15 protein-coding genes are annotated in these 14,517 nt (G+C 41.0%); 14 read left to right on the top strand and 1 reads right to left on the bottom strand.

Features of this window, described 5'->3' with window-relative positions; genetic code table 11:
* Positions 1-335: HAD family hydrolase (locus tag ACEYCN_RS07315; RefSeq protein WP_373713634.1), on the bottom strand; the 335-nt coding region annotated here is incomplete at its 3' end.
* Positions 336-473: 138 nt separating this feature from the next.
* Between ACEYCN_RS07315 and ACEYCN_RS07310 the strand changes: the two genes are divergently transcribed.
* The 14 genes from ACEYCN_RS07310 to ACEYCN_RS07245 all read left to right on the top strand — a co-directional run.
* Positions 474-935, top strand: a complete 462-nt coding sequence (locus ACEYCN_RS07310; RefSeq protein ID WP_373713633.1) for an ATPase — start codon at positions 474-476, stop codon at positions 933-935.
* Positions 936-945: 10 nt separating this feature from the next.
* Positions 946-2,199: a DUF2130 domain-containing protein gene (locus ACEYCN_RS07305; RefSeq protein WP_373713632.1), complete on the top strand. Its 1,254-nt coding sequence runs from the start codon at positions 946-948 to the stop codon at positions 2,197-2,199.
* Position 2,200: 1 nt separating this feature from the next.
* On the top strand, positions 2,201-5,386 hold the full coding sequence (locus ACEYCN_RS07300) for an SIR2 family protein (RefSeq protein ID WP_373713631.1): 3,186 nt from the start codon (positions 2,201-2,203) through the stop codon (positions 5,384-5,386).
* A 167-nt stretch (positions 5,387-5,553) separates the two neighbouring features.
* On the top strand, positions 5,554-5,994 hold the full coding sequence (locus tag ACEYCN_RS07295; RefSeq protein ID WP_373713630.1) for an N-acetyltransferase family protein: 441 nt from the start codon (positions 5,554-5,556) through the stop codon (positions 5,992-5,994).
* Between the two features lie 32 nt (positions 5,995-6,026).
* Positions 6,027-6,908, top strand: a complete 882-nt coding sequence (gene truB, locus ACEYCN_RS07290; RefSeq protein WP_373713629.1) for a tRNA pseudouridine(55) synthase TruB — start codon at positions 6,027-6,029, stop codon at positions 6,906-6,908.
* 73 nt (positions 6,909-6,981) lie between these two features.
* Entirely contained in the window at positions 6,982-7,899 is a 918-nt protein-coding gene (locus ACEYCN_RS07285) for a bifunctional riboflavin kinase/FAD synthetase (RefSeq protein ID WP_373713628.1), read from the top strand.
* An 84-nt stretch (positions 7,900-7,983) separates the two neighbouring features.
* Entirely contained in the window at positions 7,984-9,225 is a 1,242-nt protein-coding gene (locus ACEYCN_RS07280) for a folylpolyglutamate synthase/dihydrofolate synthase family protein (RefSeq protein WP_373713627.1), read from the top strand.
* A gap of 137 nt (positions 9,226-9,362) precedes the next feature.
* A complete protein-coding gene (locus ACEYCN_RS07275; protein WP_373713626.1) occupies positions 9,363-9,764 on the top strand; it encodes a Spx/MgsR family RNA polymerase-binding regulatory protein in 402 nt (133 codons plus the stop codon).
* A 7-nt stretch (positions 9,765-9,771) separates the two neighbouring features.
* A complete protein-coding gene (locus ACEYCN_RS07270) occupies positions 9,772-10,050 on the top strand; it encodes a UPF0223 family protein (protein WP_373713625.1) in 279 nt (92 codons plus the stop codon).
* Entirely contained in the window at positions 10,040-10,798 is a 759-nt protein-coding gene (locus ACEYCN_RS07265; RefSeq protein ID WP_373713624.1) for an inositol monophosphatase family protein, read from the top strand. The genes ACEYCN_RS07270 and ACEYCN_RS07265 overlap by 11 nt, the downstream gene beginning before the upstream one ends.
* Complete coding sequence (locus ACEYCN_RS07260) at positions 10,798-12,108, top strand: RsmF rRNA methyltransferase first C-terminal domain-containing protein (protein WP_373713635.1); 1,311 nt, start codon at positions 10,798-10,800, stop codon at positions 12,106-12,108. Before ACEYCN_RS07265 ends, ACEYCN_RS07260 begins: the two co-directional genes overlap by 1 nt.
* Positions 12,109-12,210: 102 nt before the next feature.
* A complete protein-coding gene (locus tag ACEYCN_RS07255) occupies positions 12,211-13,101 on the top strand; it encodes a phosphate ABC transporter substrate-binding protein PstS family protein (protein WP_373713623.1) in 891 nt (296 codons plus the stop codon).
* A gap of 2 nt (positions 13,102-13,103) precedes the next feature.
* The gene (gene pstC / locus ACEYCN_RS07250) at positions 13,104-14,021 is read left to right on the top strand and encodes a phosphate ABC transporter permease subunit PstC (RefSeq protein WP_373713622.1); all 918 of its coding nucleotides are present in this window, start codon (positions 13,104-13,106) and stop codon (positions 14,019-14,021) included.
* A partial coding sequence (locus ACEYCN_RS07245) for a PstA family ABC transporter permease (protein ID WP_373713621.1) occupies positions 14,011-14,517 on the top strand: 507 nt, incomplete at its 3' end. The genes pstC and ACEYCN_RS07245, both read left to right, overlap by 11 nt.

Below are 14,517 nucleotides of genomic sequence, written 5' to 3'. Positions count from 1 at the left end.
TCCACATCGCAGAGGGTCAAGGGAAGTTCAAATCCTCGGGCGAAATCCGCTAGGTAGGCAATCTCATCCGCATTCAAACCATGGTGGTCCAGGAGCGACCAGTCAGATGTCTGATGGAGGGCACAGCCATTATTGAGGATGACATATTCATTCTCCGCATCCAGGCCAAGCTGCTCAAAGTAGGGCTTGACACCGCTTAGGATGCGGCCTGTACAAAGCACCAATTTCACACCCGCATCCACTGCCTCCTGGATGGCCGCAATGTTTGCTGGGCTTATTTCTTTCTGGTCATTGAGAAGCGTACCGTCCATATCTAAGGCCAGTAATTTTATCATAAAAAACCTCCGATTTTCTCACAAAAAACTAGCCTTAGTATACCATATTTTGCTGGATAGGGACAGTCCGGCTGCCAGCTTTTACGCTGGCCTCTTTTTTTGATATAATAAGCTCAAAAGGTCAAGGAGTAGAGAAAAATGAAGGTTCAGTTAATCAGTTTGGAAAAGGATTATCACTTGTCCATTGCCTATCCGGTCAAGGCGGATTTGGCGGAAAGCTGGGACCTAATCGCCAGCAATGCAGGCTTTGCCAAATGGTTTCCCCAGCTGCGGATTGAGGGAGACAAACTCATTTTTGAGATGGAAGATTTTCGGGAGGAGATGGAGCTCTTGACCTATCAAGAAGAGCAAGTCATTGCCTATGACTGGGATGGGGCCAGGGTCTCCTTCCAATTTGAAAACAGGGACCAGGGCAGTTATATCCACTTTGAGGAGGTCATCCCCAAAGACTTTGGCAATGAATTTTCCAATGCTGCTAAGGACATGACCGGCTGGCTGGTGCAAAATGAGTTTCTCTCAGAACGCTTAAACGGCCAAGATGTGCCAGACCGAGCAGTTCTGCGAGCGAAATGGTCCGATTTTGTTGAAGAACACCTATAAGGAGATAGCCATGAATCAAATCAAATGTCCCCATTGCGGGACCGTTTTTACCATCAATGAGACAGAATATAGCCAACTCTTGGCCCAGGTACGTGGCCATGAATTTGAGAAGGAAATCCATGAGCGCTTAGAACGGGAAAGAGCCCTTTTTGAGGAGCAGTCCAAAAATCAACTGCAGGCCAACCTCAATGAAAAGGACAAGGAAATTGCTGATTTGCAGGCTCAATTGGAAAAAGCAGCCTCTCAAAACCAGCTAGACATGGAGCGGTCCTTGGCTGAAAAAGAGAAGGAAGTTCAAGCCCTCCAAAGCCAACTGGAACAAGCCAAGCTCCAACACCAAAATGAACTCCAGCGCAGCCTGACCAATCTGGAAAAAGAGCGGGATTCTGTCAAAAACCAGCTAGCCCTCCAGGAAAAGGAAAATGAACTGGCCCTGTCTTCTGTTCGCAGTGATTACGAGGTCCAACTCAAGGCTGCCAATGAACAGGTGGAATTTTACAAGAACTTCAAGGCCCAGCAGTCCACCAAGGCCATCGGAGAAAGTCTGGAAATCTATGCGGAAACGGAGTTTAACAAGGTCCGCTCCTATGCCTTCCCCCGAGCCAAATTTGGCAAGGACAATGAAATCTCCGCATCTGGCTCCAAGGGCGACTTCATCTTCCGCGACTTTGATGAATCTGGTCTGGAGTTCATATCCATCATGTTTGAGATGAAAAACGAAGCCGACACCACCAAGACCAAACACAAAAATGCGGATTTCCTCAAGGAACTGGATAAGGACCGCAGAGAGAAAAAATGTGAATATGCCGTTCTAGTCACCATGCTGGAGGCTGATAATGATTACTACAACACGGGGATTGTCGATGTCAGCCACGAATACGAAAAGATGTATGTCATCCGCCCTCAGTTCTTTATCCAGCTAATTGGTCTCTTGCGCAATGCTGCCCTCAATAGCCTCCAGTACAAGCAGGAATTGGCCTTGATTCGCGAGCAGAATATTGACATTACCCACTTTGAGGAAGATTTGGAAGTCTTCAAAAATGCCTTTGCCAAGAACTACAATTCCGCATCTACCAACTTCAAAAAAGCCATCGACGAAATCGACAAGGCCATCAAACGCATGGAGGAAGTCAAACGCTTCCTGACCACCAGCGAAAACCAACTCCGCCTGGCCAATAACAAGCTGGACGACGTTTCCGTCAAAAAACTAACCCGCAACAACCCCACCATGAAAGCCAAGTTTGAGGAGTTGAAGGAGGAATAGGATGAACGAGCAAATCATGGAATCTTCTTATAAAAGACTGGTTACGGATCTGAGTGAAGCTATAAAGCAACAAAAACTCGTTATTTTTATTGGTGCAGGAGTTTCTATTTCACAAGGATATCCTAAGTGGAATGAATATGTGGAACATCTCATTAAATATTGGCAAGGTCAAGTGCTTGCAGAAAGTAAGAATAAGAATATTGGAATTGAGCAAATTAAAATATTTGATTTAATAAGTAAATTAGAAATTAGTAATAAGCGTAAAGTAGAATTAGTAAATCAAGAGTTAAGAATTATTTTTGGGAACGATTTTGAGAATCGTAGACTTGACTTCGAAAAAGCTTATTTTAAACATTTGTCACCATATTCAACTGTTAATCCAACATTGCAACATCTCGCTAGTCTGAATGCTATTTTGATAACATCAAATTATGATTATGAGATTGAAAATCACTTTAAATTATTGAAAAATACAGTAAAGACAGTAAATGATTTAAATGAGTTTCAGAAAATAAAAAAAGGAAACTTATTTCCGGGTGATATTTTACATATTCATGGAACTCCTGATTGTGATGTCAAGTATTTTGTGAGTTCATCAGCAGATTATTCTCAAACGTACTTAAGAAATAGAAAAAATTATAATGATTTAGTTAAATGGTTTAAAAACACTAGACCAACTGTATTGTTTATTGGAGCAGGTTTGGAAGAAGATGAGATATTATCATTGCTTCATAAAGGTAGCAAAAATTATGCCTTAATGAAGGAAGAAAAATCATCGAATTCAAAAGTTGATGAACATTATAAAACAATTGTTGAAAATTTCTTTAATTCAGAAAATCATACACAGATTATTTGGTTTGGGGATAAATTTGAAGACTTGCCAGTTTTTACTGAGAAATTAGTTAGCGATATTAACAAAGAATTAGGAATTCATGAATTTCATATAGATTGGAAAAAACTGTTAAATCCATTAGCTGCTCAAGAAACATATAACAAATCATTAGATAGTATTTCGAGTGATTCAAACTACTTATCTTCCCTTATCCATAGAGTTATTGAAATTGACAATCCTCAGTTAAATAGTTTGTTATTAGGTGGAATCTTTCAAGGCGAAACAATAAAGCAAATAAAATCAGGCTCTTTTCCTTTATTTTGGAAATTTATTTCTAAAAATATTGAAAAATTAAGCAAGGATGATTGGGAGAAAATTTATTCCATTATTATCCAAGGAAGTCAAAATTGTTATATGGACGATATGTACGTCGTTTATAATCGAGCGATAGAAAAAACTATTTTTAATAATGAAAAATTGAATGAACTAAGAGAAGTTATATCTGAAGATAGTGATGTTATTAACTCTAGTTTTAATCAGGATAGTACCTTATTAGGTTATTGGTTTGTAAATACTTTCGAGCGAAATGATAACTATTTATATATTGAAGATGATAGTGAACTTGAAGTGAATTTAAATCCAGTCAATATAGAAAAAATGGTGAACGTAATAAACAATTCACAAAAATATAGATATTATTCATTTGAGCATTTGCAAGAGGAAAATGAAAATATTGAGCTATTTTATCAGCTTGTGAAGACAAATAGGCTATTTCTTGAAGGTGAGAGTTTTCTAGTAAAAGTTCCTGATGAGTTGTTAGATACAAGATTGGTTCAAAAGCTGCTAGTTCAGTTTGATAACGAGACTGGTTTGAATCAAACCTTAGTTAATAAATTAATCGAGTATATTGATTTCTCTGATATTCACTTTGGCGAAGAGTTAAATATATTTGTTAATAAACACAAAGGCATTATCGATAAAGAGATTCCAGAAAAAACGTATCGAAATATGATTTACTCGATGGAGAGTGGTTTTGTTTCACAGTTTTCGTTTATAACACAAGAGGAGCTAATTGAGTATAATGAATCTGAATTGTTAGATATTTTGGTGAACTCTGAGGATGAACAAAAACGTTCTTCATTCTTAGAAGAAGAGACTATAAGAGAGACAGAGAATTTTTTAATTAGTGTCTTAAAAAATTCAAATGAATTATCTGAAAAGGTTTCAAAACTACTAAAAAATCATATTGAAAAATTATATTCAAAATTTAAGCGTCTTTATACAGAAATTATTATTTCATCAGAAGTTCCAGACGAATTACAAAATTTTGTAAAGGAAAAATATCTAGAGAAATTTGATAATGTGTCTTTTGATGATAATGACGAAAAATTCTTTAAATACTTTATAACTCAACAGGATGCTGAACAATCAATTTTTGAAAAATTACTCACTGTTGACCCAAATAAACTTTCAACTTTGAGAGATGATAATAAACGATTAGATATATTTCATTTTATAAACAGTGAGTTAGGTTCGTATTTACAGTGTTTGATTTCTTTAATTAATAATCATTCGGAGTACAGTAGGAAAGTAGTTCAGAAGGTAGATACAATTAAAGATTCGAATTACAAAGAGATCATACAAGGTGTTTTAATAAACGAATATGATGATACTACAAAAATTGCTATAACATACTATACTTTTTTGGGATACTCCTATTCTCATACTTCAGTGACTTCAGAAGCTGCCAGAATTTTTACCGATGTTATTAGACAGTTATTAAATAAAAAAATTGAAGATAATCAAATTCTAGATAGGGTATTCATGATTGCATTAGAATGTATCAATCCGACTGAAGAAACTTTTGAACTATCGCAAAATAATTTTGCCATAATGATAAATATTATTTTTACAGAAGAACATGAGTTTCAATTCTCAGAACAGTGGCTATTGGAATTATTTAATCACAATTCAACAGTAAACTATTTAGAAACTATTTCTAATTTATTGTATAAGGAAAATGTCAATCACAATAGGTTGTCCGAATTCATTGAGGAACTCAAAAATTTAGTATCAAGATATAAATATAAGTTGTCATCACTTAGAATTAATTATTTATTAAAACAAGGAAGTCCCAAATATTTTTCAATAATAAAACAATATTTTTTGATGTTGTTGGAGAATGATAAGTTAGAAAAGGACTACTATTATTTAGATAATATCAAACATATTATCAAGTCATTATCGAAAGAAGAAAGAAAAGAAGTATTACATATTGTTCAAAGACAGAAAAATTGTCCTCCGCCGGAAATAGAAGAAATACAAAATCTTATCAATGACTTAAATTTAGAATAATTATCAAAGAACATAATTATCAAAGAACATAATTATCAGACGATGTTTCCGTCAAAAAACTAACCCGCAACAACCCCACCATGAAAGCCAAGTTTGAGGAGTTGAAGAAATAAGGCTAGTAAGAGCCAGTACAGTGTGCCCTTTAAGGGTTGAAAGGAACTATTCTTATGAAAAAAGAATTACTGATTCGGACTTTTCAACTTGATGATTGTCAAGGGCTAGTACCCTTGTATGATCAACTAGGTTATCCAGTAGATGTTGCAACCTTAGCCCACCGTTTGCCAACTATGCTAACTAAGGAAGATTATCATCTTTTGGTTGCCACCATGAATGATCAAATTATCGGCTTTATCGGCTTTGTTCAAATGAAAATGTTCGAAGCAGATGAAGATTACATCCGAATATTGGCACTGGTTGTGGATGAAACGTCTCGTAGACAAGGGATTGCTCAAGCCTTATTAAACAGAGTCAAGTTTTTTGCTAAACAGAAGGACATCAGAAACTTAGCTGTAAATTCAGGTATCACTAGTGAAAGAGAAGCTGCGCATGTATTTTACGAAAATGAAGGATTTATTAAAGTTTCCTTCGGATTTAAATGTCAAATCTGAAGAAGCCAAAATGATTATGGTATAATGAGGACATGCTTTCAGGAATTATCAATCTAAAAAAAGAAGCTGGTATGACCAGCCATGATGCGGTGTTTAAGCTGCGCAAGATGTTAAAAGAGAAAAAAATCGGCCACGGTGGCACTCTGGACCCAGATGTAACAGGAGTTCTTCCCATCGCAGTTGGTAAGGCCACCCGCCTCATTGAGTACATGCAGGAAGAAGGTAAGATTTACGAGGGGGAAATTACCCTCGGTTTTTCTACGACAACAGAGGATGCCAGCGGTGAAGTGGTGGAAGTGACCCCTGTTTCACTAGACCTCAGCCAAGAAATGGTGGACCAGGCCATGGCTGCCTTTGTCGGCCAGATTGTTCAAATTCCTCCCATGTATTCTGCTGTCAAGGTAGATGGGCGCAAGCTCTATGAGTATGCCAGGGCAGGGCAAGAAGTGGAGCGGCCAAAACGAACGATTGAGATAAGCTCCTTCGAGCGCACCAGCCCCCTAGTAGCAGAAGGAGACCTGGTCCGTTTTACTTTTCGGGTCAAATGTGGAAAAGGCACCTATGTCCGTACTCTCTCTGTTGATTTGGGGGCCAAACTGGGCTATGCCAGCCACATGTCCAAGCTGGAACGAACTGGTTCCGCAGGTCTGACACTAGATGACGCCTTGACTCTGGCTGAGATTTCAGATTTGGTGGAAAAAGAGGATTTCTCCTTCCTTCGCCCCCTTGAACTGGGTATCGGTGATTTGCCAACAGTAGAGCTGACCAGTGAACAAGTGACGGAAGTCAGCTTTGGCAGACGGATTTCTCTGGAAACCGATGTGGACCTGTTTGCAGCCTTTCACCAAGGCAAACTCATCGCCATCTTAGAGAGGCGAGACGACCTTTACAAACCTCGTAAAGTGATGCTGTAGGCGGGCCAAGGGTCCGCTTTTTCCCAGCTCCCATCCTTGCTATAATGCCTTGAAAAGGATATAATGAATTGTTATGGAAATTGTAAAAATTGATGGTAAGAATTCGATAGATCAGCTTCAGGAAACTGTTCTGGTTTTGGGATATTTTGATGGCTTGCACCTGGGTCACAAGGCCCTTTTTGAGCGGGCGAGAGCTATTGCCGATGAGAAGGGACTCACTGTCTCTGTCTTGACCTTCCCAGAATCACCCAAATTGGCCTTTGTCCGTTATTGTCCTGAACTTCTTTTGCAGCTGACTAGTCCCGAAAAACGCTTCGCCTTGATGGAGCAGTATGGGGTGGACCGCCTTTATTTGACGGATTTTACCAGTTCTTTTGCCCAACAATCACCCCAGGATTTTGTTGAAAACTATGTTGAGGCACTCAAGGCTAATGTAGTAGTAGCTGGTTTTGATTATCATTTTGGCAATAGCAGAGCAGATGTGACGGTTTTGCAAGAGCTCTTTACGGGTCAAGTTGAGGTCATTGAGGAAGTACAGCTGGATGGGGAAAAGGTTTCCTCTTCCCGTATCCGGGATGCCATCAAGTCTGGAAATGTGGCTGAGGCCAATCGCCTGCTAGGTTACGAGTTCACGACAGAAGGAATAGTGGTGCATGGAGATGCCCGTGGTCGGACCATCGGCTATCCTACAGCCAACCTAGCTCCATTTGAGCGGATTCATTTACCAGCTGAAGGAGTTTACGTAGCAGACGTCCTCATCAAGGGGCAGCGCTACCGCTCCATGGCCAGCGTTGGGCGAAATGTGACCTTTGATGGGACTGAGATGCGGATTGAAGCCCATATTTTTGATTTTCAGCAGGAGATTTATGGGGAGAAGATGACCATCATCTGGCTGGACAAGATACGAGATATGGTTAAGTTTGATGGGATTGACTCGCTGATGAAGCAGATGCAAAGCGATGAGGAGTTTTCTCTCAACTGGTCAAAATAGTGAAACGGATCGACTGGCCTTAGCCGGTCTTTTTTCCTCGTAAAAATTATGCTATACTAGGAGAAATATTTTCAGGAGTTAGACATGAACTATCAAGAAAGTTTGGACTGGATCCATAGCAAGTTAAAGTTTGGGATTAAACCTGGTATCGAGCGGGTCAAGTGGTTGCTCAATGAGCTGGGAAATCCCCAGGACAGGGTAAAAGGGGTCCACATTGTCGGCACCAATGGAAAAGGCTCGACGGTCAATTATTTGCAGAATACATTTACCGCAGCTGGATATGAGGTGGGAACTTTTATCTCACCCTTTATCATGGACTTTAGGGAACGGATTAGCATCAATGGCCAGATGATTTCGAAGGAAGATTTGACCTTGATGGTCAATCGGGTAAAACCTATTGTAGAGCGCCTGCCCCTGGAAACGCCCTGGGAAGCAGCGACGGAGTTTGAGATTATCACGGTCCTCATGTTTCTCTACTTTGGGGAAGTGCACCCAGTCGATATTGCCTTTATAGAGGCGGGTATGGGGGGGCTCCACGACTCGACCAATGTCTTCACCCCACTTGCTGTTATCTGCACCTCCATCGGTCTGGATCATCAGGCCTATCTGGGAGAAACCCATGCAACAATTGCTCAAAATAAGGCAGGTGTCATGAAGGCAGGTGTTCCCCTTATTTATGCCACAGACCGGGAAGACGTAGCAGAGGTTTTTGAAGAAAGGGCTCAAGAGCTGGCCTGCCCAAGTTACCGGCTAGGCCGTGATTTTAGCTTTCGAGATCAAGGAGCTGGCTTTGACTTTTTCTATCAAGGCGAGTGTATCGAGGGTATCGATTTAGCCATGCCAGGCCAGCATCAAAGGGCCAATGCCAGTTTGGCACTGATGACGACTCTTTTGCTAAAAGGACGCTTTCCTCGCGTAACGACGGACGTCATATTGTCTGCCCTATCAACGAGCCGTTGGCTAGGCAGAACGGAGTTTGTCAGACCAAATCTGATGATTGATGGAGCCCATAACAATGAGAGTGTCCAGGTCTTGGTGGATCTCTTGCAGACTGATTATGCTGATAAGGATATTCACATTCTGTTTGCTGCCATTGAGGGCAAACCAGTCACAACCATGCTGGAGATGTTGGATCAGTTTGCTAGCCTGACGGTGACCAGTTTTGATTTCCCAAAAGCCCTCCAGTTGGAGGCTTATCCCAGTCAATATGCCAAGGTTTTTACCTGGCAGGAGTGGCTTGAAAATATGAAACCAGATGAGAAAAAGCTTTATCTGGTGACGGGTTCTCTCTATTTCATTTCTGAGATTCGTCAGTCGTTGGTCTAATCAGACAAAGAAGTAGACCTTTTGGTTTTTCACTTTAAAAAAGTTGAAAATCAAGAGTTCTATCTATTAATTTCATCTTGTCAACAAGTCTTTCCTAGTGTATAATAGAAGAGAGAAAATTGTAGAAAGGGATGCTTATGATTACGTTATTTTTATCGCCGAGCTGTACCAGTTGTCGAAAAGCGCGTGCTTGGTTGACCAATCATCAAGTACCTTTTACAGAACACAATATTATGACTAGCCCCTTGACATCTGATGAGCTACGGAGTATTTTGGCCCTGACAGAAAATGGGACAGATGATTTGATTTCGACTCGCTCAAAGATTTTTCAAAAACTCAATGTTGATGTGGATGAACTCTCCATTTCTCAATTAATTGATTTGATTGAAACCTATCCAAGTCTGCTTCGTCGCCCCATTATTTTGGATGATAAGCGCATGCAGATTGGTTTTAACGAAGATGAAATTCGGGCCTTCTTGCCAAGGAACTACCGCAAGCAGGAGCTGAAGAATGCAACTCTGAGAGCAGAGATAGGATAATTTAGATATGAACAAAAACTATTCATATCCACTTGATTTTACGTGGAGCACAGGGGAGATTTCCTCCGTGCTTTCTTTTTTAAATCAGGTGGAGAAAGCATACGAAGGTGGAGTTAGTGCCGAGATTCTTCTGGATCGCTATCAGAAATTTAAGGCAGTTGTCAAAAGCAAGGCTCAAGAAAAGCAAATTGACCGAGATTTTGAAGCTGTATCAGGTTATTCGACCTATCGGGCAGTAAAGGCTGCTCAAGAAAAGCAAAAGGGGGTCATCAGTCTTGGACGATAAATTCACTTTTGCTAAGAAAATTGTTGCGGAAGCTGGAGAATTCCTTCGCCAACATCTCCATGACAGTCTGGAGATTCAAGTTAAGTCTCATTTTACAGACTTAGTGACACAACTCGATCAACAGGTAGAAGAAGATTTGAGCAGCAAAATTTTGTCACTTTATCCTGAAGATAAAATTTTGGGTGAGGAAAACCATTCTCAGGCTACTGTTTCGGAAGGCCGCGTATGGATTATTGATCCCATTGATGGAACGACCAATTTTATTGTCCAGCAGGAAGATTTTGCGATCCTCTTGGCCTATTTTGAAGATGGCATAGGAAAGTTTGCCATCATCTATGATGTCATGAAAGATGAAATGATTCACGGTGGGTCAAAATACCCAGTTTATCTAAACGACCAACTGCTTCCACATTTTCAAGACAAGGAACTCAAGGAAGGGTTAATCGGTCTCAATACAGGACTCTACGCCCAAAACGTTGACGGCCTAGCCAATCTAGCCAACCATACTTTGGGAACACGCTCTTTTGGTAGTGCAGGCATCGGTTTTGCCCGTGTGCTCAAGGGACAGCTCTTAGCACAAGCTTCCTACCTCTATCCTTGGGATTACGGGGGAGCGATTATTTTGGGTGAATCACTGGGTTACCGTCTCATCACGACAGATGGAGGCCAACCTAGCTTTCAAGGGCGTGAGATGGTCATCTTGCTCCCTCAAGTGAAAGAAAAGGAAATCAAAACCTTATTAGAATGATGACATTAAAAAAAGACTTTATTGAAAAATACACAAGATTGCTGGCTGCGGAAGCACCGGCATTTTTTGAGACATTTGAGAAAGAACCTGTTTCTGCCTTTCGAACCAATCCGCTCAAAGAAGCACAGCAAGACTTTATGGATAAAATCCCCAATATGCCCTGGTCTTACTATGGAAAAGTATCAGGAAAGTCACCCGAACATGTGACTGGCTTAGTCTATTCTCAAGAACCAGCAGCCCAGATTGTTGGACAAGTGGCAAGTCCACAAAAAGGGATGAAGGTACTGGATTTGGCGGCAGCCCCAGGTGGCAAGTCAACCCATCTGCTTTCCTATTTGGAGAATACAGGTTTACTTGTCAGCAATGAAATTTCCAGCAAACGGGCCAAGATTTTGGTAGAAAATGTTGAGCGCTTTGGAGCCCGCAATGTGGTGGTGACCAATGAATCAGCTGAACGGCTGGCAAAAGTATTTCCGGTCTATTTTGACATGATTGTTTTGGATGCTCCCTGTTCCGGTGAGGGAATGTTTCGTAAGGACCCTGCTGCCATCGACTATTGGGATGCGTCTTATCCTGCCCAATGTGCTCAGTTACAAAGGGAGATTTTGGTATCTGCCATGGACATGTTGGCTCCGGCTGGGCAGTTGATTTATTCAACTTGTACATGGTCACCAGAAGAAAATGAAGAAATTGTTTCTTGGCTCCTTGAAAATTATGACTTGGAGCTAGTGCCGATTGATAAAATCAATGGTATGGTAGATGGTATCGGCTATCCTGAAACAGCTCGCATGTACCCGCAGCATTTCAAGGGTGAAGGTCAATTTGTCGCCAAATTTCGCTCTCTAGCTGAATCTTCGCGGAAGACAATAAAGCCAAGAAAAACGAATCTCAATAGGGAGCAGAGTCAACTTTGGCAAGACTTTTGCAAGGAAAACCTACAGACTAGTTTTGACGGTTTTTTACAGGTATTTGGTGATCAGCTCTACCTCTTACCTCACGGTTTGCCAGATATATCAACATTAAGAATTGCCCGTAACGGTCTTCATTTAGGAACATTTAAGAAGAAGCGTTTTGAACCAAGTTTTGCCTTGGGTCTGGCTTTGACAAGCAATGAAGTGGTAAGAAGGGTAGAAATTTCTGAAGCAGATTTTATTCAATATGCAGCTGGAAATACAGTTTCAGTTCCACTTGATTTGCCCAATGGTTGGTACCAAGTAGCCATCAAAGGGAATGGGTTAGGATTTGCAAAAGTGGTATCTGGAGTCTTGAAAAATAACTTTCCAAAAGGCCTTCGATTTCAGTCATTCTGATAGGTGGAAATAGTTTGCAAGATACTACCTTATATGTTATATTTGAATTGTTCTTTTTTTGTAAAATTCTTATAAAATTTTAGCAAAATTGGACATGTAAAAATGAAAAGGATTAAAAATATGAAGAAAAAGCATAAGCTTGGAATGGCTGCCTTCCTTTTAGCAGCAGGCCTTTCTCTCTCAGCTTGTTCCTCCTGGATTATCCGTGGTGAATCCATTACGGCAGTCGGATCAACGGCCCTTCAACCATTAGTTGAAGCAGCAGCCGATGAATTTGGCAGTGTCAATGTTGGTAAAACCATCAACGTTCAAGGAGGTGGCTCAGGTACTGGCCTTTCTCAAGTTCAATCGGGCGCTGTTCAAATTGGCAACAGTGATGTTTTTGCTGAGGAGAAAGAGGGAATTAATGCTTCAGATCTTGTCGACCATCAAGTCGCAGTAGCTGGTCTGGCCGTTATTGTAAATGAGAAAGTCACAGTAGATGATTTGACAACTGAGGAACTTCGAAAGATTTTCACAGGTGAAATCACAAACTGGAAGGAGCTTGGAGGCAGTGATTTAGAGATTTCTATTATCAACCGTGCTGCCAGTTCAGGTTCTCGGGCGACCTTCGACAGCATCATCATGGATGGTGAAGCAGCAACCCAGAGTCAGGAACAGGACTCAAATGGTATGGTTAAATCTATTGTGGCTCAGACACCAGGTGCCATTTCTTATCTGGCCTTTGCCTATGTGGATGATTCGATTAAAACGATTAAACTCAATGGTTTTGAACCAACAGCAGAAAATGTTGCGACAAATGACTGGCCAATCTGGGCTTATGAGCACATGTATACTAAGGGTGAACCAACAGATTTGACCAAGGAATTTTTGGATTACATGTATTCAGACGAAGTTCAGAACGGGATTGTCCAAACGATGGGTTACATTTCTATCCATGATATGAAGGTGACCAAGGCTGCTGACGGCACGGTGACACCAAAAGAGGAGTAAGTATGAAAAACGAAGAATTAGCAAAAAAATTAGTTTCTCCTTCTAAAAATTCTCGTTTAGAGAAATTTGGTAAGGTGATAACTTTTCTTTGCCTCGCCTTGATTGTCTTTATTGTTGCCATGATTTTGCTCTTTGTAGCGCAGCGTGGTCTATCAACCTTCTTTGTCGACGGCATTAGTATCAAGGATTTCTTGTTTAATGCCAAATGGGAGCCAAATTCAAAATCATTTGGAGCTCTGCCGATGATTGCAGGTTCCTTCATCGTGACAATCTTGTCAGCCCTCATCGCAACTCCAGTTGCCATTGGAGCAGCGATTTTTATGACCGAAATCTCACCGCGTCACGGTGCAAAAATCTTGCAGCCTGTTATTGAATTGTTAACTGGGATTCCATCTGTTGTGTATGGATTCATTGGTTTGCAGATTGTGGTACCTTTTGTTCGTTCTATCTTTGGTGGTACAGGATTTGGTATTTTGTCAGGGGTATTTGTTCTCTTTGTTATGATTCTCCCGACAGTGACCTTTATGACTGTAGACAGTTTGCGAGCAGTACCTCGTCACTATCGTGAGGCTAGCTTGGCTATGGGAGCCACCCGTTGGCAAACCATCTGGCGCGTTATTCTCAACGCTGCTAAGCCAGGTATTTTCACCGCTGTTATCTTCGGAATGGCTCGTGCCTTTGGAGAAGCGCTAGCGATTCAGATGGTAGTAGGTAACTCAGCTGTCATTCCAACCTCCTTGACGACACCAGCAGCAACCTTGACCTCTGTCCTTACTATGGGTATTGGTAATACGGTTATGGGAACGGTGCAAAATAACGTATTGTGGTCTTTGGCCCTCGTGTTGTTGATAATGAGTTTAGCTTTCAACATGCTGGTCAAATTTATTACGAGAGAGAGAAAGAGAAACTATGCACGCTAAAAAATTTGATAAGCTGGCAACCGGTATTCTGTACACGATTGCAGGGGTTATCGTCACCATCTTGGCTTCTTTAATCCTCTATATTTTAGTACGTGGTTTGCCACATATTTCTTGGAGTTTCCTGACTGGAAAATCTTCCTCCTACCAAGCAGGTGGTGGTATTGGGATTCAGCTCTATAATTCCTTCTTCCTCCTAGTTATTACCTTGATTATTTCTATCCCCTTATCTACTGGTGCTGGTATCTATCTGGCTGAGTATGCAAAGAAGGGGCGCTTGACTGACTTTATCCGTACCTGTATCGAGATTCTATCATCCCTTCCATCTGTTGTAGTTGGTTTGTTCGGTTACTTGATTTTTGTCGTTCAGTTTGAATATGGTTTCTCCATCCTATCCGGTGCGCTTGCTTTGACTGTCTTTAACCTGCCGCAGATGACGCGAAATGTAGAAGATAGCTTGCGGCACGTACATCATACACAGCGTGAGGCAGGGCTAGCT

Origin of the sequence: Streptococcus sp., from assembly GCF_041802885.1 — a bacterium.
Taxonomy (GTDB): Bacteria; Bacillota; Bacilli; order Lactobacillales; family Streptococcaceae; genus Streptococcus.
This window is presented reverse-complemented; position numbering and strand designations above follow the sequence as displayed.

Coding starts and splice junctions, on each gene's coding strand:
- ACEYCN_RS07270 (WP_373713625.1), top strand. CDS start 9,772: ATGAACAAAAACTATTCATATCCACTTGATTTTACGTGGAGCACAGGG.
- ACEYCN_RS07300 (WP_373713631.1), top strand. CDS start 2,201: ATGAACGAGCAAATCATGGAATCTTCTTATAAAAGACTGGTTACGGAT.
- ACEYCN_RS07275 (WP_373713626.1), top strand. CDS start 9,363: ATGATTACGTTATTTTTATCGCCGAGCTGTACCAGTTGTCGAAAAGCG.
- ACEYCN_RS07260 (WP_373713635.1), top strand. CDS start 10,798: ATGACATTAAAAAAAGACTTTATTGAAAAATACACAAGATTGCTGGCT.
- ACEYCN_RS07295 (WP_373713630.1), top strand. CDS start 5,554: ATGAAAAAAGAATTACTGATTCGGACTTTTCAACTTGATGATTGTCAA.
- pstC (WP_373713622.1), top strand. CDS start 13,104: ATGAAAAACGAAGAATTAGCAAAAAAATTAGTTTCTCCTTCTAAAAAT.
- truB (WP_373713629.1), top strand. CDS start 6,027: ATGCTTTCAGGAATTATCAATCTAAAAAAAGAAGCTGGTATGACCAGC.
- ACEYCN_RS07255 (WP_373713623.1), top strand. CDS start 12,211: ATGAAAAGGATTAAAAATATGAAGAAAAAGCATAAGCTTGGAATGGCT.
- ACEYCN_RS07280 (WP_373713627.1), top strand. CDS start 7,984: ATGAACTATCAAGAAAGTTTGGACTGGATCCATAGCAAGTTAAAGTTT.
- ACEYCN_RS07310 (WP_373713633.1), top strand. CDS start 474: ATGAAGGTTCAGTTAATCAGTTTGGAAAAGGATTATCACTTGTCCATT.
- ACEYCN_RS07305 (WP_373713632.1), top strand. CDS start 946: ATGAATCAAATCAAATGTCCCCATTGCGGGACCGTTTTTACCATCAAT.
- ACEYCN_RS07285 (WP_373713628.1), top strand. CDS start 6,982: ATGGAAATTGTAAAAATTGATGGTAAGAATTCGATAGATCAGCTTCAG.